Annotated in this window: 23 protein-coding genes; 15 read left to right on the plus strand and 8 right to left on the minus strand. The window is 70.8% G+C overall.

What is annotated here, in order from left to right; all coding sequences use genetic code 11:
* Window positions 1-2 precede the first annotated feature (2 nt).
* Complete coding sequence (gene valS / locus ACIOD2_RS27760) at window positions 3-2,528, minus strand: valine--tRNA ligase (protein ID WP_400544015.1); 2,526 nt, start codon at window positions 2,526-2,528, stop codon at window positions 3-5.
* Window positions 2,529-2,537: 9 nt separating this feature from the next.
* The gene (locus tag ACIOD2_RS27765) at window positions 2,538-3,794 is read right to left on the minus strand and encodes an MFS transporter (protein ID WP_400544018.1); all 1,257 of its coding nucleotides are present in this window, start codon (window positions 3,792-3,794) and stop codon (window positions 2,538-2,540) included.
* 61 nt (window positions 3,795-3,855) lie between these two features.
* Between ACIOD2_RS27765 and ACIOD2_RS27770 the strand changes: the two genes are divergently transcribed.
* The 3 genes from ACIOD2_RS27770 to ACIOD2_RS27780 are packed head-to-tail and all read left to right on the plus strand — an operon-like array spanning window position 3,856 to window position 6,919.
* Complete coding sequence (locus tag ACIOD2_RS27770) at window positions 3,856-4,359, plus strand: ArsR/SmtB family transcription factor (RefSeq protein ID WP_400544021.1); 504 nt, start codon at window positions 3,856-3,858, stop codon at window positions 4,357-4,359.
* Window positions 4,360-4,402: 43 nt separating this feature from the next.
* Window positions 4,403-5,848, plus strand: a complete 1,446-nt coding sequence (gene hflX, locus ACIOD2_RS27775; RefSeq protein WP_400544024.1) for a GTPase HflX — start codon at window positions 4,403-4,405, stop codon at window positions 5,846-5,848.
* Between the two features lie 51 nt (window positions 5,849-5,899).
* A complete protein-coding gene (locus ACIOD2_RS27780; RefSeq protein WP_400544027.1) occupies window positions 5,900-6,919 on the plus strand; it encodes a hypothetical protein in 1,020 nt (339 codons plus the stop codon).
* An 87-nt stretch (window positions 6,920-7,006) separates the two neighbouring features.
* On the opposite strand, the gene lexA is transcribed toward ACIOD2_RS27780, so the two are convergent.
* Window positions 7,007-7,666: a transcriptional repressor LexA gene (gene lexA / locus ACIOD2_RS27785; RefSeq protein WP_400544030.1), complete on the minus strand. Its 660-nt coding sequence runs from the start codon at window positions 7,664-7,666 to the stop codon at window positions 7,007-7,009.
* A 360-nt stretch (window positions 7,667-8,026) separates the two neighbouring features.
* Between lexA and ACIOD2_RS27790 the strand changes: the two genes are divergently transcribed.
* The 4 genes from ACIOD2_RS27790 (at window position 8,027) to ACIOD2_RS27805 (ending at window position 12,685) form a co-directional block, all read left to right on the plus strand.
* Window positions 8,027-8,500: a LysM peptidoglycan-binding domain-containing protein gene (locus tag ACIOD2_RS27790; protein ID WP_392762394.1), complete on the plus strand. Its 474-nt coding sequence runs from the start codon at window positions 8,027-8,029 to the stop codon at window positions 8,498-8,500.
* 298 nt (window positions 8,501-8,798) lie between these two features.
* Window positions 8,799-9,293 (plus strand): transcriptional regulator NrdR, encoded by a 495-nt coding sequence (nrdR, locus tag ACIOD2_RS27795; protein ID WP_328442711.1) that lies wholly within the window; start codon window positions 8,799-8,801, stop codon window positions 9,291-9,293.
* Window positions 9,294-9,323: 30 nt separating this feature from the next.
* On the plus strand, window positions 9,324-12,131 hold the full coding sequence (locus ACIOD2_RS27800) for a vitamin B12-dependent ribonucleotide reductase (protein ID WP_400544035.1): 2,808 nt from the start codon (window positions 9,324-9,326) through the stop codon (window positions 12,129-12,131).
* Window positions 12,132-12,166: 35 nt separating this feature from the next.
* A complete protein-coding gene (locus ACIOD2_RS27805; protein ID WP_400544038.1) occupies window positions 12,167-12,685 on the plus strand; it encodes a hypothetical protein in 519 nt (172 codons plus the stop codon).
* Here the strand turns inward: ACIOD2_RS27805 and ACIOD2_RS27810 are convergent.
* Window positions 12,682-13,071: a VOC family protein gene (locus ACIOD2_RS27810; protein WP_400544040.1), complete on the minus strand. Its 390-nt coding sequence runs from the start codon at window positions 13,069-13,071 to the stop codon at window positions 12,682-12,684. The two genes, ACIOD2_RS27805 and ACIOD2_RS27810, sit on opposite strands and share 4 nt — an antisense overlap.
* Window positions 13,072-13,320: 249 nt before the next feature.
* Here ACIOD2_RS27810 and ACIOD2_RS27815 point away from each other — a divergent pair, with 249 nt between their 5' ends.
* Together ACIOD2_RS27815 and ACIOD2_RS27820 are read left to right on the plus strand one after the other, a co-directional pair.
* Complete coding sequence (locus ACIOD2_RS27815) at window positions 13,321-15,036, plus strand: hypothetical protein (RefSeq protein WP_400544043.1); 1,716 nt, start codon at window positions 13,321-13,323, stop codon at window positions 15,034-15,036.
* Between the two features lie 63 nt (window positions 15,037-15,099).
* A complete protein-coding gene (locus ACIOD2_RS27820; protein WP_400544046.1) occupies window positions 15,100-15,843 on the plus strand; it encodes a ferritin-like domain-containing protein in 744 nt (247 codons plus the stop codon).
* Here ACIOD2_RS27820 and ACIOD2_RS27825 read toward each other — a convergent pair.
* Both ACIOD2_RS27825 and ACIOD2_RS27830 read right to left on the minus strand, forming a co-directional pair.
* The gene (locus tag ACIOD2_RS27825; RefSeq protein WP_400544049.1) at window positions 15,840-17,024 is read right to left on the minus strand and encodes a Shedu anti-phage system protein SduA domain-containing protein; all 1,185 of its coding nucleotides are present in this window, start codon (window positions 17,022-17,024) and stop codon (window positions 15,840-15,842) included. The two genes, ACIOD2_RS27820 and ACIOD2_RS27825, sit on opposite strands and share 4 nt — an antisense overlap.
* A gap of 9 nt (window positions 17,025-17,033) precedes the next feature.
* Window positions 17,034-17,594 (minus strand): TetR/AcrR family transcriptional regulator, encoded by a 561-nt coding sequence (locus ACIOD2_RS27830; RefSeq protein ID WP_400544052.1) that lies wholly within the window; start codon window positions 17,592-17,594, stop codon window positions 17,034-17,036.
* A 77-nt stretch (window positions 17,595-17,671) separates the two neighbouring features.
* Between ACIOD2_RS27830 and ACIOD2_RS27835 the strand changes: the two genes are divergently transcribed.
* Window positions 17,672-18,283: an FMN-dependent NADH-azoreductase gene (locus ACIOD2_RS27835; protein ID WP_400544055.1), complete on the plus strand. Its 612-nt coding sequence runs from the start codon at window positions 17,672-17,674 to the stop codon at window positions 18,281-18,283.
* Window positions 18,283-18,603: a DMT family transporter gene (locus ACIOD2_RS27840; RefSeq protein ID WP_400544058.1), complete on the plus strand. Its 321-nt coding sequence runs from the start codon at window positions 18,283-18,285 to the stop codon at window positions 18,601-18,603. Before ACIOD2_RS27835 ends, ACIOD2_RS27840 begins: the two co-directional genes overlap by 1 nt.
* A gap of 83 nt (window positions 18,604-18,686) precedes the next feature.
* Here ACIOD2_RS27840 and ACIOD2_RS27845 read toward each other — a convergent pair whose 3' ends face one another.
* A complete protein-coding gene (locus ACIOD2_RS27845) occupies window positions 18,687-20,702 on the minus strand; it encodes a prolyl oligopeptidase family protein (protein ID WP_400544061.1) in 2,016 nt (671 codons plus the stop codon).
* A 163-nt stretch (window positions 20,703-20,865) separates the two neighbouring features.
* Between ACIOD2_RS27845 and ACIOD2_RS27850 the strand changes: the two genes are divergently transcribed.
* On the plus strand, window positions 20,866-21,825 hold the full coding sequence (locus ACIOD2_RS27850) for a neutral zinc metallopeptidase (RefSeq protein ID WP_400546127.1): 960 nt from the start codon (window positions 20,866-20,868) through the stop codon (window positions 21,823-21,825).
* Here the strand turns inward: ACIOD2_RS27850 and ACIOD2_RS27855 are convergent.
* On the minus strand, window positions 21,818-22,378 hold the full coding sequence (locus ACIOD2_RS27855; RefSeq protein WP_400544064.1) for a TIGR03086 family metal-binding protein: 561 nt from the start codon (window positions 22,376-22,378) through the stop codon (window positions 21,818-21,820). The two genes, ACIOD2_RS27850 and ACIOD2_RS27855, sit on opposite strands and share 8 nt — an antisense overlap.
* 82 nt (window positions 22,379-22,460) lie before the next feature.
* On the opposite strand from ACIOD2_RS27855, the gene ACIOD2_RS27860 reads away from it, so the two are divergent.
* The 3 genes from ACIOD2_RS27860 to ACIOD2_RS27870 all read left to right on the plus strand — a co-directional run bounded on the left by ACIOD2_RS27860 (window position 22,461) and on the right by ACIOD2_RS27870 (window position 24,850).
* Window positions 22,461-23,873, plus strand: a complete 1,413-nt coding sequence (locus ACIOD2_RS27860; protein ID WP_400544067.1) for a PLP-dependent aminotransferase family protein — start codon at window positions 22,461-22,463, stop codon at window positions 23,871-23,873.
* Window positions 23,870-24,316, plus strand: coding sequence for a hypothetical protein (locus tag ACIOD2_RS27865; protein WP_400544070.1), 447 nt, complete (start codon window positions 23,870-23,872; stop codon window positions 24,314-24,316). The genes ACIOD2_RS27860 and ACIOD2_RS27865 overlap by 4 nt, the downstream gene beginning before the upstream one ends.
* A gap of 102 nt (window positions 24,317-24,418) precedes the next feature.
* On the plus strand, window positions 24,419-24,850 hold the full coding sequence (locus ACIOD2_RS27870) for a CBS domain-containing protein (protein ID WP_392762374.1): 432 nt from the start codon (window positions 24,419-24,421) through the stop codon (window positions 24,848-24,850).
* The last annotated feature ends 79 nt before the right edge of the window (window positions 24,851-24,929 follow it).

The following is a 24,929-nucleotide window of genomic DNA, read 5'->3' on the forward strand; positions in this document are numbered from 1 at the left end:
CGTCAGCCGCCGACCTTGGCTTCCACCGCGAAGTCGCCTTCGCGGGTCGTGACGTCCGTGATCACTCCCGCGACGCGGATGTCCGGCTCGATCTCCGTGAACCGGGCCAGCACGTCGGCCGGGCCGGTCAGCGTCAACGTCTCCACCGCCGTGCGCATCGAGACCTTCGCGTCCGTCTTCGCCCGGCGGACCGCCGCGATCACCTCGCCCGCCAGCGTCAGCAGCTTCGGGTCACCGTCGACCGACAGGCCCGACGGCCACGCGGCCCGGTGCACCGAACCCGGCTGCCACCACGACCAGACCTCCTCGGCCGCGAACGGCAGGAACGGCGCGAACAGCCGCAGCAGCGCCGACAACGCCGTCACCAGGGCCGCTTGGGCCGACGCGGCCCCCGAGGTGCCGCTGTCGCCGTACGCGCGGCCCTTCACCAGCTCGACGTAGTCGTCGCAGAACGTCCAGAAGAACGTCTCGGTCACCTGCAGCGCCCGCGCGTAGTCCAGGTCCTCCAGCGCCGCCGTCGCCTGCTCGATGACGACGGCCAGGGAAGCCAGCAGCGCCCGGTCCAGCGGTTCGGTGACCGCCGCGGACGGGGACGGCACGCCGAGGCCGAGCACGAACCGGCTCGCGTTGAGCAGCTTCGTCGCCAGGCGGCGGCCGACCTTCATCTGGCCTTCGTCGACCGCCGTGTCGACGCCGGGGCGCGCGCTCGACGCCCAGTAGCGCACCGCGTCCGAGCCGAACCGCTCCAGCAGGTCCACCGGCGTCGTGACGTTGCCCTTGGACTTCGACATCTTCTTGCGGTCGGGGTCGAGCACCCAGCCGGCGATCGACGCCGCCCGCCACGGCAGCACGCCGTGCTCCAGCTCCGCGCGCACCGCCGTCGAGAACAGCCAGGTGCGGATGATCTCGTGCGCCTGCGGCCGCAGGTCCATCGGGAAGACCCGCTCGAACAGGTCGTCGTCGACGCTCCAGCGGCCGACGATCTGCGGGGTGAGCGACGAGGTCGCCCACGTGTCCATCACGTCGGCCTCGGCGACGAAGCCGCCGGGCACACCCCGCTGGTCCTCGGTGAACCCGGGCGGGACGTCGCTGCTCGGGTCCACCGGCAACGCACCGTCGTCGGGCAGCAGGCGCGCGTCGTAGTCCGGCTCGCCGTGCGCGTCCACCCGGTACCACAGGGGAAACGGGACACCGAAGAACCGCTGGCGGCTGACCAGCCAGTCACCGGCGAGGTTCTCCACCCACGACGAGTAGCGCACCTTCATGTGCTTCGGCACCCAGTTCAGTTCCTCGCCACGGGCCAGCATGCGAGCCCGGAACGCCTCGTCGTTGCCGCCGTTGCGCAGGTACCACTGCCGGCTGGCGACGATCTCCAGCGGCTTGTCGCCCCTCTCGTAGAACTTCACCGAGTGCGTGATCGGCCGCGGTTCCCCGCGCAGCGCACCGGCTTCGCGCAGCAGGCGCACCAGGATCTCGCGTCCCGTGTGGACGGTCTTGCCGACGAGCGGCGCGTAGGCCCCGGCCGGCACGCCGTGCGGCGCGTCGGGCAGGAACCGGCCGTCCCGGCCCAGCACGACCCGGGTGGCGAGCCGCAGCTCGCGCCACCACGTGACGTCGGTGGTGTCGCCGAAGGTGCACACCATCGCGATGCCGCGGCCCTTCTCGGGGTCGGCCAGGTGGTGTGCCACCACGGGCACCTCGACGCCGAACACCGGCGTCCGCACGGTCTTCCCGAACAGCGGCTTGAAACGTTCGTCGTCCGGGTGCGCCACCAGCGCGACACACGCGGGCAGCAGCTCGGGCCGGGTCGTCGCGATCACGACGTCCGAGCCGTCTTCGGCGGTGAACGCGAGGTCGTGGAACGCGCCGGGGCGCTCCCGGTCCTCCAGCTCGGCCTGCGCGACGGCGGTGCGGAACGAGACGTCCCAGAGCGTCGGCGCTTCGGCCTGGTAGGCCTCGCCGCGGGCGAGGTTGCGCAGGAACGCGCGCTGCGAGATCAGCCGCGAGTCGTGCCCGATCGTCTGGTAGGTCATCGTCCAGTCGACCGACAGCCCGAGCTGCCGCCACAGTGCTTCGAAGACCTTTTCGTCGGTCACCGTCAGGGATTCGCACAGCTCGACGAAGTTCCGCCGCGAGATCGAGACGACGTCCTTGCCCGGCTTCTCCGGCGCTTCGAAGTCCGGGTCGTAGGGCAGCGACGGGTCGCAGCGGACGCCGAAGTGGTTCTGCACGCGGCGTTCGGTCGGCAGGCCGTTGTCGTCCCAGCCCATCGGGTAGAACACCTCGGACCCGCGCATCCGCTTGAACCGCGCCAGCACGTCGGTGTGGGTGTACGAGAAGACGTGCCCGATGTGCAGCGACCCGCTGGCCGTCGGCGGCGGGGTGTCGATCGAGTAGACCTCGGCGCGGGACTTGCTGCGGTCGAAGCGGTAGGCGCCGGTGGACTCCCATACGGGTACCCACTTGGCCTCCAGACCGTCGACACCGACCTTGTCCGGGACCTGTGGGCGCTCGAGGGGAGTGTTCATGAAGCAACTCTAGGCGGCGCCGGAACCCGTTTTCGCCGTGGTCGGCAGATCGCGCATGTGCCGCAGCGGCGAGAAGACCACCCACAGCACCGCGGAGATCGTGCCGCCGACCGCCACCCACACCGCGGTGCGCAGGCCGAGCCATTCGCCCAGCGCGCCGCCCAGCAGCCCGCCGAGCGGGATCGTGCCCCAGACGACGAACCGCACGCTCGCGTTCATCCGGCCGAGCAACCGGTCCGGGCAGATCGCCTGGCGGTAGGAGACCGCCGCGACGTTGTAGATGATGATCCCGAACGCCATGACGGCCAGGCCGGACCCGGCGAGGACGAGCCGCCAGCCCGGCGCGGCCAGCGGGACCAGCAGGTAGGCCGGCATGGTGAGCAGCGGCACCAGCCAGATCGCCCGGGACTGGCCGATCCGCCGGGTGATGGCCCCCGAGCAGAGCGCGCCGAGGATGCCGCCCGCGCCGCCGACGCCCAGCACCAGGCCGACCACCGCCGGCGTCAGCCCCAGGGTGCGGGTCAGGAACAGCACCCGGACCGCGGTGAAGGCGGCGTCGAAGAGGTTCGCGATCGCCGTGCACGCCACGATCGCGCGCAACGGCTTGTCGGCGAAGACGAACCGCAGGCCCTCGCCGACCTGCTGCAGCAGCGGGGCGTGGCCACCGCGCTCGGGCTCGGGCTCCACCGCCCGGATGCGGAGCAGGCACAGCGCCGAGGTCAGGTAACCGAGGCCGGTGATCAGCACGGTGTTCGCGGCCGTGACCAGCTGGACCAGCACACCCGCGCCGCTCGGCCCGGCGATCTGCGCGACCGACTGGACCGACTGCAGCTTGGCGTTGCCCTCCAGCAGGTGCTCCCGGCCGACGAGCGAGGGCAGGTAGGACTGGTAGGAGATGTCGAAGAACAGCGTCGCGATGCCGACGAGCAGCACGACGACCAGCAGCTGCGCGAGCGTCAGCACCCCGGCCCACCAGGCGAGTGGCACGCTGAGCAGCAGCGCGAAGCGGGTGAAGTCGGCCGCGAGCATGATCCGGCGGCGGCGCAGCCGGTCGACCCACACCCCGGCGGGCAGCCCGATCAGCAGGAACGCGAGCGTTTCGGCCGCGGTGAGCAGGCCCATCTCGAACGGCGTCGCGGCCAGCGTGACCGCCGCCAGCAGCGGGATGGCGGTGTTGCCGACGGACGAGCCGAGCTGGCTGGCCGTGTCGCCGGCCCACAGCCGCCTGAAGTCGGCGTGGAAGAACAGTGATGACCCCCTGGACATGGTCCGAGTGTGGCGCGAGTGATTGGAAAGTGTCAATCACTGTTCGCTCTAGGCTTGGCCCGTGCCCTCCCGCGAACGACGTACCGCGACCGAAGCCGAGGCCGCCGCGCTGGCCTCCGGAATACGGCTGCGCATCATCCGGTTGACCTTCTCCGAGGCCCTGACCAACAAGGAGCTCGCCGAGCGGCTCGGCCGCGACCCGGCGACCACCCTGCACCACGTGCGCAAGCTCGTGGACACCGGCTTCCTGACGGCCCAGCCGCCCCGGCGCGGCACCCGGGGCGCCCGGGAAATCCCCTACCTCTCCACGGGACTTTCGTGGACACTCGACTCATGCGGTGATCGGGGCGTTGAAGAGGCGGTGCTCGAGGCCTATCTGGCCGAGATCGCCGAAACCGGGTTCGAGGGCGTGCACCAGTCACGCCTGGTCGTCCAGGTGGCCCCCGAGGAGCGCGAAGAGCTGGACGACCGGCTGAACGCCCTCCTCGAGGAGTTCCGTGCGCGCCCGCGCCGTCCCGGCGCGGAACGCACCGCGATCTACCTCGCCACCTATCCGAGCAGCTGAAGAAGTTCGGTTCCGCGTCGAAACGTGGGACCATGGAGGCACGATGACAGATCTGACACACACCGAAGACCACGACGACCTGTACGACGCCGAGCTGTCGACGGGCGAGATGGAGCTCGAGGACCGCGCGTCACTGCGCCGGGTCGCGGGGCTGTCCACGGAGCTCGACGACGTCACCGAGGTCGAGTACCGGCAACTGCGGCTCGAGCGGGTCGTGCTGGTCGGCGTGTGGACCGAGGGCACCGCCCTGCAGTCCGAGGCGTCGCTGGCCGAGCTGGCGCGCCTGGCCGAGACCGCGGGTTCCGAAGTCCTCGAAGGTCTCATCCAGCGGCGGACCAAGCCGGACCCGGCCACCTACATCGGCTCGGGCAAGGTGCGGGAGGTGCGCGACATCGTCGGGTCCACCGGCGCCGACACCGTGATCTGCGACGGCGAGCTCTCGCCGGGCCAGCTGCGGCAGCTCGAGGAGAAGGTCAAGGTCAAGGTCATCGACCGGACCGCGCTGATCCTCGACATCTTCGCCCAGCACGCCCGGTCCAAGGAGGGCAAGGCGCAGGTCGAGCTGGCCCAGCTGCAGTACCTGATCCCGCGGCTGCGCGGGTGGGGTGCCTCGCTGTCCCGGCAGGCCGGTGGCCGCGCCGGGGGCGCGAACGGCGGCGTGGGCCTGCGTGGTCCCGGTGAGACCAAGCTCGAGACCGACCGGCGGCGGATCAACAAGCGCGTGGCGAAGCTGCGCCGGGAGATCGCCGCGATGGACACCATCCGCGAGACCAAGCGCGGCCGCCGGCTGGCCAACGAGGTGCCCAGCGTGGCGATCGTCGGCTACACCAACGCCGGCAAGTCGAGCCTGCTCAACGCGCTGACCGGGGCCGGGGTGCTGGTGGAGGACGCGCTGTTCGCCACCCTCGACCCGACCACGCGGCGCACGCAGACCGCGGACGGGCGCACCTACACGCTGACCGACACCGTCGGGTTCGTGCGGCACCTGCCGCACCAGCTGGTGGACGCGTTCCGCTCGACGCTGGAAGAGGCCGCCGACGCAGACCTGCTGGTGCACGTGGTCGACGGGTCCGACCCGGCGCCGGAGGAGCAGGTCAGCGCCGTGCGCGAGGTGCTCGGCGAGATCACGCGCAAGCGCAAGGAGCCGCTCCCGCCGGAGCTGCTGGTGATCAACAAGACCGACGCGTCCGACGAGGTCACCCTCGCCCGGCTGCGGCACGCGCTGTCCGGCTCGGTGCAGGTCTCGGCCCGTACCGGCGCCGGCATCCCGGAGCTCGTCGAGGTGATCACCGAACGCCTGCCGCGGCCGGAGGTCACCATCGAGGTCCTCGTGCCCTACGCGCACGGCGAGCTCGTCGCGCGGGCGCACGCGGACGGCGAAGTGCTGGAAGAGGAGCACGTCGAGGAGGGCACGCGCCTGCTGGCGCGGGTCCGCCCGGATTTCGCCGCCGCTTTGCGGGAGTACGAGACCAACTCGACCAGGGCCTGACACGTCTCCGTAGTGTGCGACCAGGTTGGCCGCACACTACGGAGGTGCTGGGTGCGTTTGGGAGTCGCGGTAGCGGCGGGGTTCTTGGCTGTGCTGGCCGGGCCGGTGCCCGCGTCGGCGGCTCCGGCCGTGGAACCCCTGTGCACGGTCAAGGACTCCCGGATCGGTGAGCTGTCCGGGCTCGTGTCCGACGGCGAGCACCTCTACGCGATCAACGACGGCGGCACCAAGGTCCAGGTGTTCGTGCTCGGGCGGGACTGCAAGGTGCAGAAGGTCCTGACCGACAAGACGGACCCGTTCGACGTCGAGGACCTGGCCCGCACACCCGACGGGCGGCTTTGGCTCTCCGACACCGGTGACAACCAGAAGGGCCGGCTGACCGTCGCGCTGCTCGAGCTGAGCCCGCAGGGGAAGCTCACGCTGCACCGGCTGACCTACCCCGACGGCCAGCACGACACCGAAGCGCTGATCATGGACAAGGCGGGGACGCCGTACCTGATCACCAAGGACGTTCTCGGCGAGGCGAAGGTCTACCGGCCGCAGGGCCCGCTGGCCAGCCCCGGGCCGACCAACCTGGAGAAGGTCGGCTCGGTGAAGATCGAGACCACCGACACGCAGGGCGGCCCGGTCGGGTCGATCGGCTCGGTGCTGGTGACCGGCGGCGCTTCGAGCGCCGACGGCACGGTCGTCGCGCTGCGCACGTACACCGACGCCTACCTCTACGCCGCACCCGACGGCGACGTCCTCGCCGCGCTGCAGCGCACCCCGGTCCGGATCCCGTTGCCGGGGGAGAAGCAGGGTGAGGCGATCGCGTTCGATCCCGACGGGACGCTGCTCTCGGGCAGCGAAGGCGTCGGCCAGCCTCTCCGCGCGGTGCGGGGCGCGGCGGCTCTGGCCGCGCAGCCCGGCGCACCGGCGGAGGGGAAGACCTCGACCGGCGCCGGCGCGTCGTCCGGTGCGGCGGGGGACGGGGCCGGGCTCCCCGTCCTCCCCGCCGCCGGGATAGCGCTGGCCGCGGTCGGGATCGGCTGGTTCGGGATCAGCAGGCTGCGCCGCCGAAGCCGCCGGTAGTTCTCGCGGGCTTGGCTCCCCACGGCCAAGACCACTCGATCCGGTGAAGATTCCGGGCTGTGCGAGACCCGGAACCGTTTTCGCTTCTCAGAGCCTGCGCAGGACCGCCACGACCTTGCCGAGCACCGTCGCGTCGTCGCCGGGGATCGGCTCGTACGCCTCGTTGTGCGGCATCAGCCAGATGTGGCCGCTCTTGCGCTTGAACGTCTTGACCGTGGCCTCGCCGTCGATCATCGCCGCGACGATCTCGCCGTTGTCCGCGTCCGGCTGCTGCCGGACCACGACCCAGTCGCCGTCGGTGATGGCCGCGTCGATCATCGAGTCGCCGGTGACCTTGAGCAGGAACAGCTCGCCCTCGCCGACGATCTCCCGCGGCAGCGGGAAGACGTCCTCGATGGACTGCTCGGCCAGCACCGGGCCACCGGCGGCGATCCGGCCGACCAGCGGCACGTACGCCGCCTTCGGCATGACCGGCTGCTGGTCCATCTCGATGCCCATGGGGTTGTCGTCGGTCGCCGACAGCACGCCGACCGCGCGCGGCCGGTTCGCGTCCCGGCGCAGATAACCCTTGCGCTGCAGCGCCCGCAGCTGGTGGGAGACCGACGACGTCGAGGTCAGGCCCACCGCTTCCCCGATCTCGCGCACGCTCGGCGGGTAGCCGAAGCGGCTGACCCAGCCGCGGATCACGTCGAGAACCTGCTGCTGGCGGACGGTGAGGGTCTCGTCGACGTCGTACACCTCGGGCATCGAGGCCACCTTGCCGGTGCCCCCGGGGGACCCACTGGTCCTGCCCGCCTTGTTCTCCTTCGCCACTTGCGTCGCCTCCCAGACGTTCGCTGCACGTATGCGCGCCGGCCGCCGCCCACGGGGTGCGGGCAGCCTGGCCGGCGGCATCTGCCCGGCAGATGCCCTGGTCACCGACGTTAGCCTCCGGGCACGGCGATTTCAAACATCTGTTCGATCGACACGCCGTGTCCGCTCGATTTTGTCGGTGGTAGGTGGTAGACCTTCGCACGGACGTTCGATAGAACGCCTGTTCGACCTTGATCCCCGAACCGCAGCCGGTTCGCCGGATCAGGCGGACACCAGGGTTTAGAGGAGGTTCGGATGTCCATTCTGGCCGAACGCGGTCCGGCTCGCCCGGCGACCCCGGTTCCGGCGCAACCCCGCCCTGTGCGCGTGCTGCGCGGGCGGCGCGGTGAGGTGCAGCGCCCGCCGACGCGCGCGAGGGTCGTCGCGGGACGCCGGCCGGCCGGCGCGCCCTGCGCGACACCGCGGCGGGTGCCGGTGCGGTGGCCGTGGCTCGCCGCACTCGCCGTCGCGAGCTGTCTCGTGGTCACCGGATTGGGTCTTCTGGGCGGCGGTGGCGCGGGTGCTCCGGTGCCCGAGTCGACCGCCACGGTGTCGGTCGGGCAGGGCGACACGCTGTCCGCGCTGGCTGCCCGGTTCGCGCCGAACAGTGACACTGGCGCGGTTGTCGCCCGGATCAAGGAGCTCAATCGCCTGGACCAGGCCGTTCTGGTGCCCGGGCTGCCGCTCACGGTCCCCGTGGCCGACCCGGCTGCCGTTCCCGCACCCTGACTCGCGGGTGCCGTCAACCACCCTCACCCGGGCGAGGTCCTGTCCGGTCGTGTCGCTTGCGCGGGCCAGTCCCGAGTTCTACTCTCTGCCGCTATATGTAGTAGTTACACCGCTGTAGTTGGTCCACAGGTTGGGGTAGACTGGGCAGCAGTTGTCCACAGTTGACCGGCTCTTACCCACCGGATGTCCACATGTCGATCACCAGGGTGCAGGGGTGCCCGATGGTCGCAGCACGGCCGCGCGTGGCGGCCGGGACGTCGACCGGGGCGGCCGGCGCGGAGGGGAAGGTGATCGGCGGATGAGGTGCCCGTTCTGCCGGCATGCGGACTCTCGGGTCGTCGACTCCCGAGAGGTGGATGAAGGCCAGGCGATCCGCAGGCGGCGCTCGTGCGCGTCGTGCGGAAGGCGGTTCACGACCTCGGAGACGATGGTGCTCGCCGTCGTGAAGCGTTCCGGGGTCACCGAGCAGTTCAACCGGGACAAGGTGGTCAGCGGGGTCCGGCGTGCGTGCCAGGGCCGTCCGGTCGACGACGACGCGCTGCAGCAGCTCGCGCAGCGCGTGGAGGAGTCGATCCGCTCCGCGGGCCTGGCCGAGATCCCGAGTCACGAGGTCGGCCTGGCGATCCTGGGCCCGCTGCGTGAGCTCGACGGGGTCGCCTACCTCCGGTTCGCCAGCGTCTACCGCTCGTTCTCCTCGGTCGAGGACTTCGAGAAGGAGATCGCCGACCTTCGTGAGGCCATCGCGGGTGCTGCTGCGCCGAAGGAGAGCGATCAGCGCGACGACGGCGATTGACCGTCCCGCTGCGGGAGTGAGGGTTCGACCATGACCGAAACCGTGGGGACCGGGGCCAGGGCGGCCACCGGCAAGAAGAACAAGGCCGCCGGCGGGCTGAGCGTGAAGCGTGTCTTCACCACCGAGGGCGAGCACCCGTACGACCAGGTCACCTGGGAGCAGCGGGACGTCGTGATGACCAACTGGCGCGACGGCTCGGTCAACTTCGAGCAGCGTGGCGTGGAGTTCCCCGAGTCGTGGTCGGTCAACGCCACGAACATCGTCACCAGCAAGTACTTCCGCGGCGCCGTCGGCAGCCCGCAGCGCGAGCGCAGCCTCAAGCAGCTGATCGACCGCGTGGTGCACACATACGTCGGGGCCGCGCGCGACCACGGCTACTTCGCCTCGCCGCGGGACCTCGAGATCTTCGAGCACGAGCTCACCTGGATGCTGCTGCACCAGGTCTTCAGCTTCAACTCCCCGGTCTGGTTCAACGTCGGCACGGCGTCGAAGCAGCAGGTCAGCGCGTGCTTCATCCTCGCCGTCGACGACACGATGGAGTCGATCCTCAACTGGTACCGCGAAGAGGGCCTGATCTTCAAGGGCGGCTCCGGCGCGGGGCTGAACCTCTCCCGCATCCGGTCCTCGAAGGAGCTGCTCACCTCGGGCGGCACCGCCTCGGGCCCGGTCTCGTTCATGCGCGGCGCCGACGCGTCCGCGGGCACCATCAAGTCCGGCGGCGCCACCCGGCGCGCGGCGAAGATGGTCGTGCTCGACGTCGACCACCCGGACATCGAAGAGTTCATCCAGACCAAGGCGCGTGAAGAGAAGAAGATCAAGGTCCTGCGCGACGCCGGGTTCGACATGGACCTCTCCGGCGCGGACATCTCCTCGGTGCAGTACCAGAACGCGAACAACTCGGTCCGCGTGACCGACGAGTTCATGCGGGCCGTCGAGAACAACACGGACTTCGCGCTGCGCGCCCGCCTCACCGGCGAGGAGCTCTCGCGGACCGACGCGAAGCAGCTGTTCCGCACCGTGGCGCAGGCCGCGTGGGAGTGCGCCGACCCGGGCATCCAGTACGACGGCACGATCAACGACTGGCACACCTGCCCGGAGTCCGGCCGGATCACCGCGTCCAACCCGTGCAGCGAATACATGCACCTCGACAACTCGAGCTGCAACCTGGCGTCGCTGAACCTGCTCAAGTTCGTCACGCCCGAGGGCACGTTCGACGCGCCGCTGTTCGCCCGCGCGGTCGAGTTCGTGATCACCGCGATGGACGTCTCGATCTGCTTCGCGGACTTCCCGACCGAGCCGATCGCCGACACCACCAGGAAGTTCCGCCAGCTCGGCATCGGCTACGCCAACCTCGGCGCGCTGCTGATGGCGCTGGGCCACGCGTACGACTCCGAAGGCGGGCGCGCGCTCGCCGCGGCGATCACGTCGCTGATGACCGGCGTGTCCTACCGGCGCTCGGCCGAGCTGGCCCAGGCCGTCGGCGCGTACGAGGGGTACGCCCGCAACGCCGAGTCCCACCAGCGCGTCATGCGCAAGCACGCGGCGGCGAACGAGCTCGTCCGCACCTACCACGCCAACGACGCCGCGGTCCGCTCGCTGGCGACCGAGGAGTGGAAGCGCGGCATCGACATCGGGACGAAGCACGGCTGGCGCAACGCGCAGGCGTCGGTGCTCGCCCCGACCGGCACCATCGGCTTCATGATGGACTGCGACACCACCGGGATCGAGCCGGACTTCTCGCTGGTGAAGTTCAAGAAGCTCGTCGGCGGCGGCTCGATGCAGATCGTCAACCAGACGGTGCCGCGCGCGCTGGAGGCGCTGGGCTACCAGGCCGAGCAGGTCGAGGCGATCGTCGAGTTCGTGGCGCAGAACGGCCACGTCGTGGACGCGCCGGGCCTGCGCCCGGAGCACTACGAGGTGTTCGACTGCGCGGTCGGCGAGCGCTCGATCGCGCCGATGGGGCACGTCCGGATGATGGCCGCGGTGCAGCCGTTCCTGTCCGGCGCCATCTCGAAGACCGTCAACATGCCGGAGTCGGCGACGGTGGAAGAGGTCGAGGGGATCTACTTCCAGGGCTGGAAGCTCGGCCTCAAGGCGCTGGCCATCTACCGCGACAACTGCAAGGTCGGCCAGCCGCTGTCCACCGGCAAGAAGGACAAGGCCGCGGCCGAGCCGGAGAAGGTCGTCGAGTACCGGCCGGTGCGCAAGCGCCTGCCGAAGAAGCGCCCGAGTCAGACGGTGTCGTTCACCGTCGGCGGCGCGGAGGGCTACCTGACGGCGGGCTCGTACCCGGACGACGGCCTCGGCGAGATCTTCGTCAAGCTCGGCAAGCAGGGTTCGACGCTGGCCGGGGTGATGGACGCGTTCTCGATGTCGATCTCGGTGGGCCTGCAGTACGGCATCCCGCTCGAGTTCTACGTCTCGAAGTTCTCCAACCTGCGCTTCGAGCCGGCCGGGATGACCGACGACCCGGACATCCGGATCGCCACCAGCGTGCTGGACTACCTGTTCCGCCGGCTGGCGCTGGACTACCTGCCGGACCAGAAGCGGGCGCAGCTGGGCATCCTGTCCGCGGACGAGCGCGCGGCGGAGGTCGAAGCCGGCTACGGCGGCGTCGACGTCGAGGCTCTTCGCTCCACAGTGGACTCCTCGCCGGAGCCGCACGCGGACGAACCCGAGCACCCGCACCGCGAAGCCCAGACGACGACGGAGCTGATGGAGCTCCGCCTCGGCAAGGCGGCGGACGCCCCGCTGTGCATGACGTGCGGAACGAAGATGCGCCCGGCAGGTTCGTGCTACGCCTGCGAAGGCTGCGGCGCGACCTCCGGCTGCAGCTGACCATTTCCCGTTGCGTGGCCCGGGACACTGGAGTCGTGATCGACGACTTCGTGTTCGCGGGCCACGCCGCGGTCGCCGGCGGCGCGCAGCGGCTGTCGGTGAGCGATTGCCTCGTCGACCTCGTCCCGGCCGAGCCGGGCTGGGACGACTGGTTCGGCGACTTCGCGAACGCGGCGTCCCGTGGTGAAACGGTGCTCACCGCCGGGGTTCCCGGGGAGCACGTCGAACGCCTGCTGGCCGACCTGGCCGCCGCGGGCCGGCTACGGGGCAGCGGCGGCCTGCCGGACCGGCTGTGCCACCGGTTCCCCTTGTCGCGCGGGCACGTCCTCGGCTTCGAGCCGATCGGGTTCGACTTCGGAACCTGGCATTCCTGGGCCTGCCTCGGCGGCCTGGTCGACGACGTCCGCGCCGCGACGGGCATCCGCCCGGCCGGCAACGGCCTGATCCAGGCGGAGGCCGACGCCCGCGAAGCCGCCCGCTGGCTGACGGCGTCCGGGCTCGGCGACCCGAAGGTGTTCTTCTGGACCCCCGCCGTGGTGCTCGGCGCCCGCTAACGCACGATCTCGGCGATGCCGAGCATGTTGCCCTCGCTGTCGCGGAACCACGCGGCCCGCTCGCCCCGGCCCTTGCTGGGGTAGTTGCCCTCGATGTCCATGATCCCGCCGACGCAGCCGTCGTACTCCTCGAACACGACGCCGCGGGCGCGCAGCTCGGCGACCGCCGCCTCGACGTCGTCGACGTAGAACCCCAGCTGCGTGAACGAGCCGTCGGACGCGCCGGCGGAGGTGTAGAGGCAGAACACGCCCGACTCGCTCTCGTAGCGCAGGCCGCCGGGCCGTTCCTCGGCCGGTTCGAGGCCGAGCTTCCCGGCGTACCACCGGCGGGCGCGGGCCAGGTCCTGGGCCGGGATGCGGGCTTCGAACCGCGGGGTGATCGGCATCCTCCCGATGTTAGGCCAGATGGGGCGGACGCCGGGGCGCAACGACGGAAAACGCACCCGAGAACGATATCGCCCGCATTTTCTGGCCTTCATGAGACTGATAACCGTGTTTTTCAGTTAACATATTCGACACTTTCGACCCCCTTGTTCCGGTTTCACTCGTTCGAGTTAATCTCTGCGGCGCAGGGGGACGGAAGGCTGTTCTCCCTGGTCATGCGCTTTCGTGTGGATCCGGGGAGGGATCGCTCGATGACCTCGCTTGTCGCTGCCGAAACGACGCCGAGACCGCGGGAAACACCGCAACGCAAGGGATTTGCCCGCTGGTGGTCGAGCGCGCTGGTGCTCGCGGTTTTCGCTTTCCTCGCCTGGCAGCGCCGGTGGGTCTGCGACGACGGCCTGATCGCCCTGCGCACCGTGGAAAACCTCCTCCACGGCAACGGCCCGGTGTTCAACGCCGGGGAACGGGTCGAGGCCAACACCAGCACGCTGTGGACGTACGTCCTGGCCGTCGGCGGGCTCCAGCCGTGGCTCCGGCTGGAATGGGTGGCGGTCGTCCTCGGGCTGGTGTCCGCCGTCGGCGGGCTGTTCTTCGGTCTCGACGGGGCCCGGCGCCTGTTCCCGGCCCGGCGGGTCGTGCCGGCCGGTGGCCTGGTGGTGCTGGCGCTGCCGCCCTTCTGGGACTTCGCGACGTCGGGCCTGGAAACCGGGCTCGTCACGCTCTGGCTGTCGCTCGTGTGGTGGCAGCTGGTGCGCCACGCGACCGGCGCCCCGGTGCGGACCTGGCCGACCCTGCTGCTGCTCGGCTGCGGCCCGCTGGTGCGCCCCGAGTTCGCCCTCGTCTCCGCGATCACGTTCGCCGCGCTGCTGGCCGTGACCCGGCCGGGGTGGCGCCGCGCGCTCGGCTGGCTCGGGCTCGCCGGCCTCCTTCCGGTGGCGTACCAGGTGTTCCGGATGGGCTACTACGGCCTGATCACGCCCAACACGGCGCTGGCCAAGGAGGCGACCCAGGCCCGCTGGGACCGCGGCTGGTTCTACCTCGTCGACCTGTTCGCCGCCTACTGGCTGCTGGTCCCGGTCGCGTTGCTGCTCGTCGTCGCCGTGGCCGTCCTGCGGCGCCTGGAGCGCCGGACGCTGGTGGCCGCTCTCACGCCGGTGGCCTCCGGGATCCTGCTCGGGCTGTACGTCACCCGCGTCGGCGGCGACTACATGCACGCCCGGATGCTCCTGCCCGTGCTCACCTGCCTGCTGCTGCCGGTCATGGTCGTCCCGCTGACCCGGTGGACGGGCGCGCTCGTGCTGGCCGTGCTGGCCTGGACCGTCACCAGCGCCGTCGGCCTGCGCCCGGATTCGGCCGCGCAGCACAAGATCGGCGCGTACGGCATCAGCGACGCCCGGGTGTTCTGGGTCGACTCCACGCGCCAGGCACACCCGATCGCCGCCGAAGACGCCAAGTTCCTGCCCGGGTACGTGCAGGACATCCTCGCGGCCCGTGCGCACCTCCCCGGCCCGTCCGTCGCGGTGTCGGTGAACCTGACGTGGGTGGCCTACCCGGCGACGCACACCGTGGTCTCGACACCCGGCGCGCTCGGGTTCCCGGGCCTGCTCCTGCCGCGCGACGAGATCCTGGTCGACGACCTCGGCCTCGCCGGCCCGCTGGCCGCGCACACGAGCGTGGTCGACGGCATGCCCGCGGGGCACCAGAAGCAGCTGGCGCCGGCGTGGACCGTCGCCGACGCCGGGGCCGGGTCCCCGGCCGAGCTCTCGGCCGCCGGTGACGAGGTCATCTACTCGGAGGAGATCGCCGCGGCCCGGCTGGCGCTGGCCCGGCCGGAGATCCACGAGATGCTCGACTCGGTCCGCGCCCCGCTGACCTTCGACCGGTTCTGGCAGAACCTGGTCCACTCCGTCGGCCGCAGCCGGCTGCGGTTCGACCCGAGGCCGTTCGTCGCGGCGTACGAGCGCTGATCCTCACCGGATCTCCACCGGAACGGCCCACGTCGTCCACAGCCGCCGGGCATCATCGACGCGATGACCCACCGACACTGGCTCGAGGACTTCGAAAGCGAGGCCGGCCGCCGACGGTTGCGCGAGGAACCGCCGTGGTCAGGGGGTGCCCGGCTCGATCCCGACGTCGCGCGGAGCATCCAGCGGTTCCAGGTCGGCGAGGCGGGTGACGGCGCCAACCTCGTCGCGAAGGCCGCGGGAGGAGATGCTGTCTACCTGGCCGCGGTGAAGCTCTTCGTCGCCGAAGAGCAGAACCACGCCCGGATGCTCGGGGAACTGCTGCGGGCCGCCGGCGTGCCGACGATCACGAGCCACTGGTCCGACACCGTTTTCGTGCGGCTGCGGCGGGCGCTCGGGCTGCGGCTAGAGCTGATGGTGCTGCTCATCGCCGAGGTCGTGGCGCTGCGCTACTACCGGGCGCTGCGGGACGGCACCGCCGACCCGCTCGTCACGCGGGTAGCGGGCCTGATCCTCGCCGACGAGGAACGGCACGTGCCCTTCCACTGCCACCGCCTCCGGCTCGGCTTCGAGACACTCGGCAAGCCGGCGCGCGCCCTGGTGTTCGGTGCCTGGCGGTTCCTCCTGCTCGGCGTGACGATCACGGTCGCCGCCGACCACGGACGGGCGCTGCGCAAGCTCGGTGTCGGCCGGCTCGTCTTCGTCGCCGACGTGGTCACCGCTTTCGAAGCCGCCCTCGCGAGAATCCGCGGTGACGAGCCGAAGCCGCGTCACGTCCCGAAGCGGGCCAGGCCGCGCGGGCTCTTCTAGCCAGGTGGTTCGGACAGCGTGAGTGTTCGTTCGGCGTTGTCGAGGAGCTCCTTGTAGCTGATCACCGAGATCCGGCTGTGCTCGGCGTTGTACGTCCGGAGCGTCTCGGCGATCTCCTGCTCGGAGAACTCGGGCTGGAACATCGGGTGCCCGATGACCACCGTCCCCGTCGCACGGCGGGGGTCGAGCCCGTGCCGGGCCAGGATGTCGCCTCGGTTCTCGTCGAAGGCACGCAAGTAGTTCATCACCTGGCTGGTGGCTTCGTGGACGAGCGGATGGACGATGAGCCCGGTCCGGTAGCGCTTCACCAAGCGGGCGGTGGCCAGCTTGAGTTCGACGATGTGGAGTGAGCCGTCGGGACGGAGCAGCGGGATGTCCACCTCGGTGCCGGTCGCGTACCTGCGTCGTCCGGCTTCACCGATGTGGCTGCCGCCGAACAGCCAGAACGATCCGCTGACGGCCTGCTGGAGGTGGGCCTCTCTGCTGTAGCGATCTTCGACGACTCTGCGGATCTCCGCGAGTTTTTCCTTGCGCAGCCGAAGATGAGCTGCTTCCACCAAGGTGGACAGGCTGACATCGGCCGGTGGGCCGGAAGGAGGCGGCTCCGGAGCCGAATCTTCGAAACCGAGCCGCCTGGCTAGGACCTCCGCCAGCCACACTTGGCTTTCGGTGTCGAGTCGGAGGACCCGGTAGTTTCCTGCTTCCCGGTCCTCGACCACTTTTATCGAGGTTTCGCTCAGGTCCTTCAAGTGCCCCGCCAGGTCGGCGCCGGTCGCGCCGGGGTTTTCCTGGAGATATTGCTCGGCGCGGTGCCTGCCCAGCAGGTAGGCATTGGAAATCGCCAGCTCGATCGCGTCGATGTGGTGAGTCCGGGAATGGCTGAAGAGGTGGTACTTGCGGTCCAGATCCGCGGTGAGGATCCGGCCGGTCGAATGCCCTGCGAGATCGTCCAGTCGTTCAGCGGTTTCGAGGTCGTCGTTCCTGAGCGCTTCGCGCCGGGCGAATTTGGTCAGGTCAAGCAGGGTCTTGCCGCCGCTGGAGCGCTTGTCCGTGTGTTCGATGATGTCCCTGACGGCTGCTTTGACCTCATCGTCGGCCGCCAGCTTGTGAATGAGGTCGAGCAGCAACTTCGTCAGTAGGTCGGATCGCACTGTTTTGCTGGATCCGTCGGTGTGCGGCATGGTCTCTCCTCAGCCGTCCTGACCCAATGTCCTGGCCGCGAGGGCCCGCAAAGACGCCGTGATCCGCTCCGGCGTCACACCTTGGCCGGTCTGGTGCAGGAACAGCTCCGGCGCCAGCGGTGCCAGCAGGACGTCGGCCAGCACATCGGGGTCGGGGGCGTGCGCCGCGGCTGCCAGGACTCGGACGTGCGTGTGCCAGAAGCCGTACGCGCCCGTCTTGAAGCGGGAGTGGCCCACCTCCGTGCCCAGCACCAGGTGCACGTGGCGGGTCAGCAGGTCGACCATCGCCGCGTAGAAGGCCGCCAGGCGCTCGGCCGGGGGCGCGCCCGGGCCCAGCGGGGGAGCGCCGCGCAGCAACGACTCCTGGAGCCGGCGTTCGTGCTCGTCCAGCAGCGCCACGGCGATCGCCGCGCGGTCCGGGTAGCGGCGGTAGAGCGTGCCCCGGCCGACGCCGGCCGCGCGCGCGATGTCCTCCATCGTCACCTCCGCCGCGCCGCGGGCGGCGAACAGCTCCTCCGCGGCCGCCAGGATCTTCGCGCGGTTGCGGGCGGCGTCGGCGCGTTCGGGCATGGCGCCAGCCTAGGGAATATCCGGACGAGGCGTCCAGTTAGCCTCAAGTGGACACCGCGTCCACTTGAGGAGGAACCGTGACCCACCTGCTGCACCTCGACTCCAGCGCCCGTCGTACGTCGTTCTCGCGCGAGCTGTCCGCGCGCTACGCCGCGGCCTGGGACGGCACCCGCACCTACCGCGACCTCGCCGCCGACCCCGTCCCCGTGATCGGCGAGGCCTGGACGGAGATCTGTGACGCGCTGCTGACCGCGGGGATCACCGCGCCCGCGCGCTACGCCGACGTCGTCGAAACCCCCGGCCAGAAGCGAGCCTGGGCGATCGTCGAGCCGCTGCTGGCCGAGCTGCTCGAAGCCGACGTCGTCCTCATCGGCGCACCGATGTACAACTTCTCGATCCCGGCCGCGCTCAAGGCATGGATCGACCAGGTGACGTTCCCGCGGATGTCGTTGCGCGGCAAGGCGTTCGTCATCGCGGGCGCCCGCGGCGGGACGTACGCGCCGGGCACCCCGCGGGCGCCGTTCGACCACCACGAGGCCTACCTGCGCGACTTCATCGCCGGGCACTACGACGTCGCCGACGTCCGGTTCGTGCACGCCGAGCTGACCAACGCCCTGGTCGACCCGCACCTGGCCGCGCGTGAAGCCGACCGGGTGGCCTCCCGCGACCGCGCGCTCAGCGGCATCTGATGGGCTGGCTGACGCTGATCTGTGCCGGGCTCGTCGAAATCGCCTGGTCGCAGAGCATCAAGCCGACGGAGAACTTCACGAAGCCGTGGCCGACGCTGCTGTGCTTCGTGCTGTGCGCGGCGGCGGTCTACCTGCTTTCGCGCGCGATGGACACCGTCCCGGTGGGCACCGCCTACGCGGTGTTCACCGGGATCGGCGCCGTCGGCGCGATCGTGCTCGGCGTCGTCGTGACCAAGGACCCGCTGAGTCTCGGCCGGGTGGCCGCGCTGGCCCTGATCGTCGGCGGCGTCGTGCTCGCCCGCGTTACTGATCCGGCCTGAAGCAGGCCGGCTCCTGAGCGGCAGGTAACCGTTGCCACGAAAGCCATCCGGCCGTGACCGTGGTCGGATCGGCAACCAACGGCTCAGTGCTTCGTGAGCTGCTCCCACAGGAACTCGAAGACCAGCGCCCACTTGAACGCCAGCTGCTCGTTGTCCGCCGCGGCGCCGTGGCCGCCTTCGATGTTCTCGTGGTAGCGGACGTCGTGCCCCTGCTCACGCATCCGCGCCACCATCTTGCGGGCGTGGGCGGGGTGCACGCGGTCGTCCCTTGTGGACGTCACGAACAACGACGGGGGATAGGACACTCCACTGTGGACGTTCTGGTACGGAGAGTACTTCGAGATGAACTCCCACTCGGCGGCCTCGTCCGGGTCGCCGTACTCGGCCATCCACGACGCGCCGGCCAGCAGCAGGTGGTAGCGGCGCATGTCCAGCAGCGGCACCTGGCTGACGATCGCGCCGAACCGCTCCGGGTAACGCGTCAGCATCACGCCCATCAGCAGGCCGCCGTTGCTGCCGCCCTGGATGCCGAGCCGCTCCGGGGTCGTGATGCCGCGCTCGGCGAGGTCCGCGGCGACGGCGGCGAAGTCCTCGTACACCCGGTGCCGCTGCGCCTTGATCGCCTGCGTGTGCCAGCTCGGCCCGTACTCGCCGCCGCCGCGGATGTTCGCGACGACGTACGTGCCGCCGCGCGCCAGCCAGCCGCGGCCGATCATCCCGCTGTAGGACGGCGTCAGCGAAACCTCGAAGCCGCCGTAGCCGGTCAGCAGCGTCGGGCCGCCTTCGGCGCCGGAGGGCCGGACGACGAAGTACGGGATCTTCGTGCCGTCCTCCGACGTCGCGAAGTACTGCGCGACGTCCATCCCCGAAGCGTCGAAGAACGCCGGAGCCTGCTTCAGCACCTCGACCTCTTCGCCGACGTGGCCGTAGCTGAGCGTCGACGGCTGGAGGAACCCGCTGGAGTTGATCAGGTACTCGTCGCTGACGTCGGGATCGGTGTCGAAGATGTCCGCGCTGCCGAACTCCGGCCCGCCGGACAGCGGTTCCTCCTGCCAGCCGTCCGGGCCCGGCGTGAGCGTGCGCAGCTCGGTGCGGACGTCGCGCAGCAGGCCGAGCAGCAGGTGGTTGCGCGTCCAGGCCCAGTAGTCGAGCGACGTGTGCGCGTCGGGCGTGAACAACGTGGTGAAGGCCCGGTCGCCGTCCATGAAGGCGTCGAAGAGGATGCCGATCAGCGAGCCGGCCGGGTGCTCCGTGCCGCCGACGGTCCACGCCGTCCGCGGCCGCACCAGCAGCCATTCGCGGTGCAGCGACGCGCTCGCGTCGTCCGGGACGTCGATCTTGACCAGCGCGCCGGGCGTCCGCAGGTACAGCTCGGAGCGGTAGAAGTCGATCGCGCGGCTGACGAAGTCGCGTTCGAAGCCCTCGGTCGGGTCGTGGGACGCGCCGATCGAGACGTCGTCCGCCTTGCCCTCGTAGACCAGCGTCGCGGCTTCGATCGGGGTGCCGCGGCGCCACTCCTTGGCCAGCCGCGGGTAACCCGAGCTGGTCAGCGTGCCCGGGCCGAAGTCGGTGCCGACGTAGACGCGGTCCTCGTCGATCCAGCCGATCCGGGTCTTCGCCTCCGGCAGCGTGAAGCCGCCGTCGACGAACTCGTGCGCGTCGAGGTCGAACTCGCGGACCACCGTGGCGTCGGCGCCGCCGCGCGACAGCTCGACCAGGCCACGGCCGTACCCGGGCCGCAGCACGGTCGCGCCCTGCCAGACCCAGTTCTCACCCTCGGCCTCGGCCAGCGCGTCGACGTCGAGCAGCAGCTCCCACTCGGGCTCGGCCTGCCGGTAGGACTCCAGGGTGGTCCGCCGCCACAGGCCGCGGGGGTGGCTCGCGTCCTGCCAGAAGTTGTAGAGCAGCTCGCCGCGGCGGCGCACGTACGGGATCCGGTCGTCGGCGTCGAGCACTTCACGCAGCTCGTCGCGGACCTCCGCGAAACGTTCGCCGGCGGTCAGCTCGGCGAGGGTTTCGCCGTTGCGGGCGCGCACCCAGTCCAGTGCTTCCTCGCCGGTCACGTCTTCCAGCCACAGGTACGGATCCTCGACACTCATACCGACAGTTTCGCCCGGTGACGGGTCCGGCGGCCACCGGGTGGCGTTTTCGATTCGTGATCCGGGCCCCTGCGCCCGTCCGTATGCTGGGCGAAGCGACCAGGGGGAGAACGTGAACGACGCCGACGGGTCCGGATTTCCCGGGCCGCCACCACCGCCGCCGATGGCGGCCCGGCCTCCGGAACCGGCGTGGGCCCCGGAACCCAACCCCTGGGCGTCACCCGGCTGGGCGACTGCGCCGCCCGTCCCGATCGCGCCACCGCGCAGCCGCCTGTGGGGTGCCGTCGTCGGGGTCCTGGTGATCGTGCTGACCTTCTCGCTGATCGCCGCGACCTTCCCGCACCGCCTCGACGGCCACGCACTGGCCGCGCCGGGCGCCGACACCGGCCGCGCGTTCGGGGACACCGGGTCGACGTCGGACGCGAAGCCCGTGCCGGAGCTGGCCCGCAACCCGCTGCTCGCCGCCGGCATCACGCCGGGCCCCGCCGAGTGCGCGCTGCCGGACCTCGGCCGGTCGGCCGACCAGCTCAGGGCGTACTACCGCGCGCTGGCCGACTGCCTCGAGCAGTCGTGGCGCCCGGCGCTGGAGAAGGCCGGCGAGCCGACGCTGACCGCGACCGTGTCGGTCACCCTGCCCGAGCACAGTGCGTGCGGGGCGGCGCCGACCGAGAACGAGGCCGTCGCCTACTACTGCGGCGGTGACACGACGATCTACGCGCCGACCGACTGGATGCTGTCGGACGCCGGGCTCAACAAGGCCCGCCACATCGCGACGATCGCCCACGAGTACGGGCACCACGTGCAGCGCGAGAGCGGCATCCTGTCCGCCGCCGCCGACAAGATGACCTCGCCCGACGAGGACAGCCCGGCCGACAAGGAGATCGTCCGCCGGATCGAGCTGCAGGCGAACTGCTTCGGCTCGCTGTTCCTGGCCGCGGTCGCGGGCTCGGGCTCGATCAGCCGGTCGCTGGCGAACGCCGCCGTCGCCGACTACGGCCGCGCCAACGACAGCGACACCCACGGCTCGCGCGCCCACCAGCTGTCGTGGGCCAAGTCCGGTTACGACGGCAAGTCCACCAAGTCGTGCGACACGTGGAGCGCGGCGGCCGGCGAAGTCAGTTGACGCGCCGGCCGAGGCGGGCGAGGAAGCGGTCCAGTTCGCTCTCGTCCGCCGGGACGTCGACGCTGTGCGCGAACGAGCCGTTCTTCTCCCGGCCTTCGTCGGGGATCAGCTCGGCCATCCGCATCGCCGCGTGCACGGCTTCGGCGTCCGGCTCGTAGGGCAGCCCGAGCGTGCGGGCCAGGTCCCAGCCGTGCGCGACGGTGTCGACCAGGTGCATCTGCAGGGCGACCGGGCCGGGGAACGTGCCGAAGGTGTTGACGGCGATCTGCCGGCCGAGCACGGCGTCGTCGGCGATGGCGTCGAGGTAGTCGTCGACGGACGCCCGGTAGGCGGCGTACGGGTCGGCACCGAGGTCGCCGCCGTGCCAGTCGGGCGCCGAGCCCTCGCGGGCCGCCGTCGCGAAGGCGTGGTTCTCGCTGACTTGGTGGCGGAGGAGGTCTGCGAGCGTCCAGCCCTCGCAAGGCGTCGGAAGGGCGAGGTCGTCGGGTGTCGCCGTGGCGACGATCTTGTCCAGCAGCGGCAGGGTGCGGCGGTCGAGTTCACGGAAGTCCATGAGAAGGACGCTAGGAGCGAGAGAGGACCACGGATAGCGCCAAATCCGACGTAACCTTCGTGGGCCAATCTAGGATCGGCCCGTGGACGTCCACATCGACCTGACCGGCACGCGCGGCCACCGCGACGCGATCTACCGGCAGCTGCGCGCGGCGATCCTCGACGGCCGGATCCGGCCCGGTGAGGCCCTGCCGCCGACGCGCGAGCTGGCCCAGCGGCTGGCTGTCTCCCGCACGACCGTCAGCGCGGCCTACGACCGGCTCACCGCCGAAGGTTTCCTGGTGGGGCGGGTCGGCGCCGGGACGTTCGTGACCGCGTCCCCGGCGGCGCGCCCCGAGCCGTCCCACGTTTCCGGGGTGCGGCCGCTGCCGGAGTGGGACGCCGTGCCCGCCCCGCCGGCGCCGTTCGCCCCGGCGCCGGAGTTCGACTTCCGGCCCGGCGTGCCGGACCTGACGCGGTTCCCGTTCGACACCTGGCGCCGCCTGGTCACCCAACGGCTGCGGGCCGGCCAGGCCGACCTGATGACCTACGGCGACCCGCAGGGGCACGCCGGACTGCGCGCCGAGATCGCCCGGCACGTCGGGCTGTCGAGGGACGTGCGGGCGACGGCCGAGCAGGTCGTCGTCACCGCGGGCGCGCAGCAGACGACGGATCTGGTCGCGCGGGTGCTGTTGCGGCCAGGCGACCTGGCGGCCGTCGAGGACCCGGGGTACCCGCCGCCGCGGCTCGTGCTCGAGTCGCGGGGCGTGCGGGTCGCGCCGGTGCCGGTGGACGAGTCCGGGATCGTCGTCGACGCCATTCCGGCCGGGACGCGGCTGGTGTACGTGACGCCGTCGCACCAGTACCCGCTGGGCCTGTCGATGTCGCTGGACCGCCGTCTCGAGCTGCTCGACTGGGCCGAGCGCACCGACGCCGTGCTCGTCGAGGACGACTACGACACCGAGTTCCGCTACACCGGACGGCCGCTGGAACCGTTGCACAGCTTGGATTCCCGCGGCCGGGTGGTGTACGTCGGCTCGTTCTCGAAGGTGCTTTCGCCCGCGCTGCGGCTCGGTTTCCTCATCGCCCCACCGGCGCTCGTGCCCGCGCTGGTGAAGGCCCGGTACCTGACCGACTGGCACGCGCCGAACGTCGAGCAGGCCGCGCTGGCGGCGTTCATGGCCGAAGGCGGTTTCGCCCGGCACGTCCGCCGGATGCGCAAGGTCTACCGCGACCGGCACGAGCTGCTTTCACGGTTGCTGGTGCGGGATTTCGCCGACGTCCTGACGCCGTTGCCGTCGACCGCGGGGCTGCACCTGAGCGCGGTTTCCGCCTTCGATACGGGACCGTGGGTCCGGCGCGCCCGCCGTCACGGCGTCCGGCTGTATTCATTGGGCGACTTCGGTGCGGGCGAGAGGCGGCACGGGCTCGTGTTCGGTTACGGTGCGGTCGCGGCCGAGCGGATCGAGCCGGGACTGGCCCGGCTGCGCTCACTCGCCGAGGGAGGCACGGCATGACCGACGACGTGATGGTGGCCATCGACGCCGGTCTGCGGCAGCACATCGGCGGGGACCGCGCCGGGGCGTACGCGACCTTCACGCAGCTGTGGGCGTCGGTCGGACCGGATGGCGACCCGCTGCACCGCGTCGCGCTGGCCCACCACATGGCCGACGTCTGCGACGACCCGGCCGAGGAGCTCGAGTGGGACCTGCGGGCCCTGGCGGCGGCGGACTCGCTGACCGACGACCGGGCGCAGGAGTACCACTCGTCGCTGGCCGTCCGTGGGTTCTACCCGTCGCTGCACCTCAACCTGGGTGAGGACTACCGCAAGCTGGGTGACCTGGCGGCGGCGCGCGAGCAGCTGGACCTGGCCCGATCCCGGTTGGACGCCCTCTGCGACGACGACTACGCGGCCGGAATCCGCCTCGCGTTGGACGGCCTGGCCGAACGCCTCGGCTGAATCGGTTCGAATACCACGAACACGCCCCGTTTGCCGGACTTTCGCGCGGTGCTGCCGGGCCCTAACCTGTTGTGACCCAGTTCACCGACGGGAAGGATCGCCATGCGGATTGCCGATCTGCTGCGCAAGAAGGGGACGGCCGTGGCCACGGTCACCCCGGAAACCACGGTGTCCACGCTGCTGGCCGGACTGGCAGAGAAGAACGTCGGCGCGATGGTCGTCATCGCCCCGGACGGTTCGATAGCCGGCATCGTCTCCGAACGCGACGTGGTCCGGCGGCTGAACGACCACGGCCCGGCGCTGCTGGACGGCCCGGTCTCGGAGATCATGACGACCCTGGTGGCCAGCTGCGGCCCGGAGGACTCGGTGGACCAGCTCTCGGTCCTGATGACCGAGCGGCGCATCCGTCACGTCCCGGTCCTGGAGGACGGCCGCCTGGCCGGAATCATTTCGATCGGCGACGTGGTGAAGAACCGGATGGAAGAGCTGGAGAAGAGCCAGGAACAGCTGGAGGCCTACATCTCCCAGGGCTGACGCTCACCGGGATTTCGGCGAACGCGCATGAGGCGGGGAACCCTCGCCTGCATGCGCGTTCGCCGTTGTTCCGCGGAAC

Source organism: Amycolatopsis sp. NPDC088138 (genome assembly GCF_044741685.1).
Lineage (GTDB): Bacteria > Actinomycetota > Actinomycetes > Mycobacteriales > Pseudonocardiaceae > Amycolatopsis.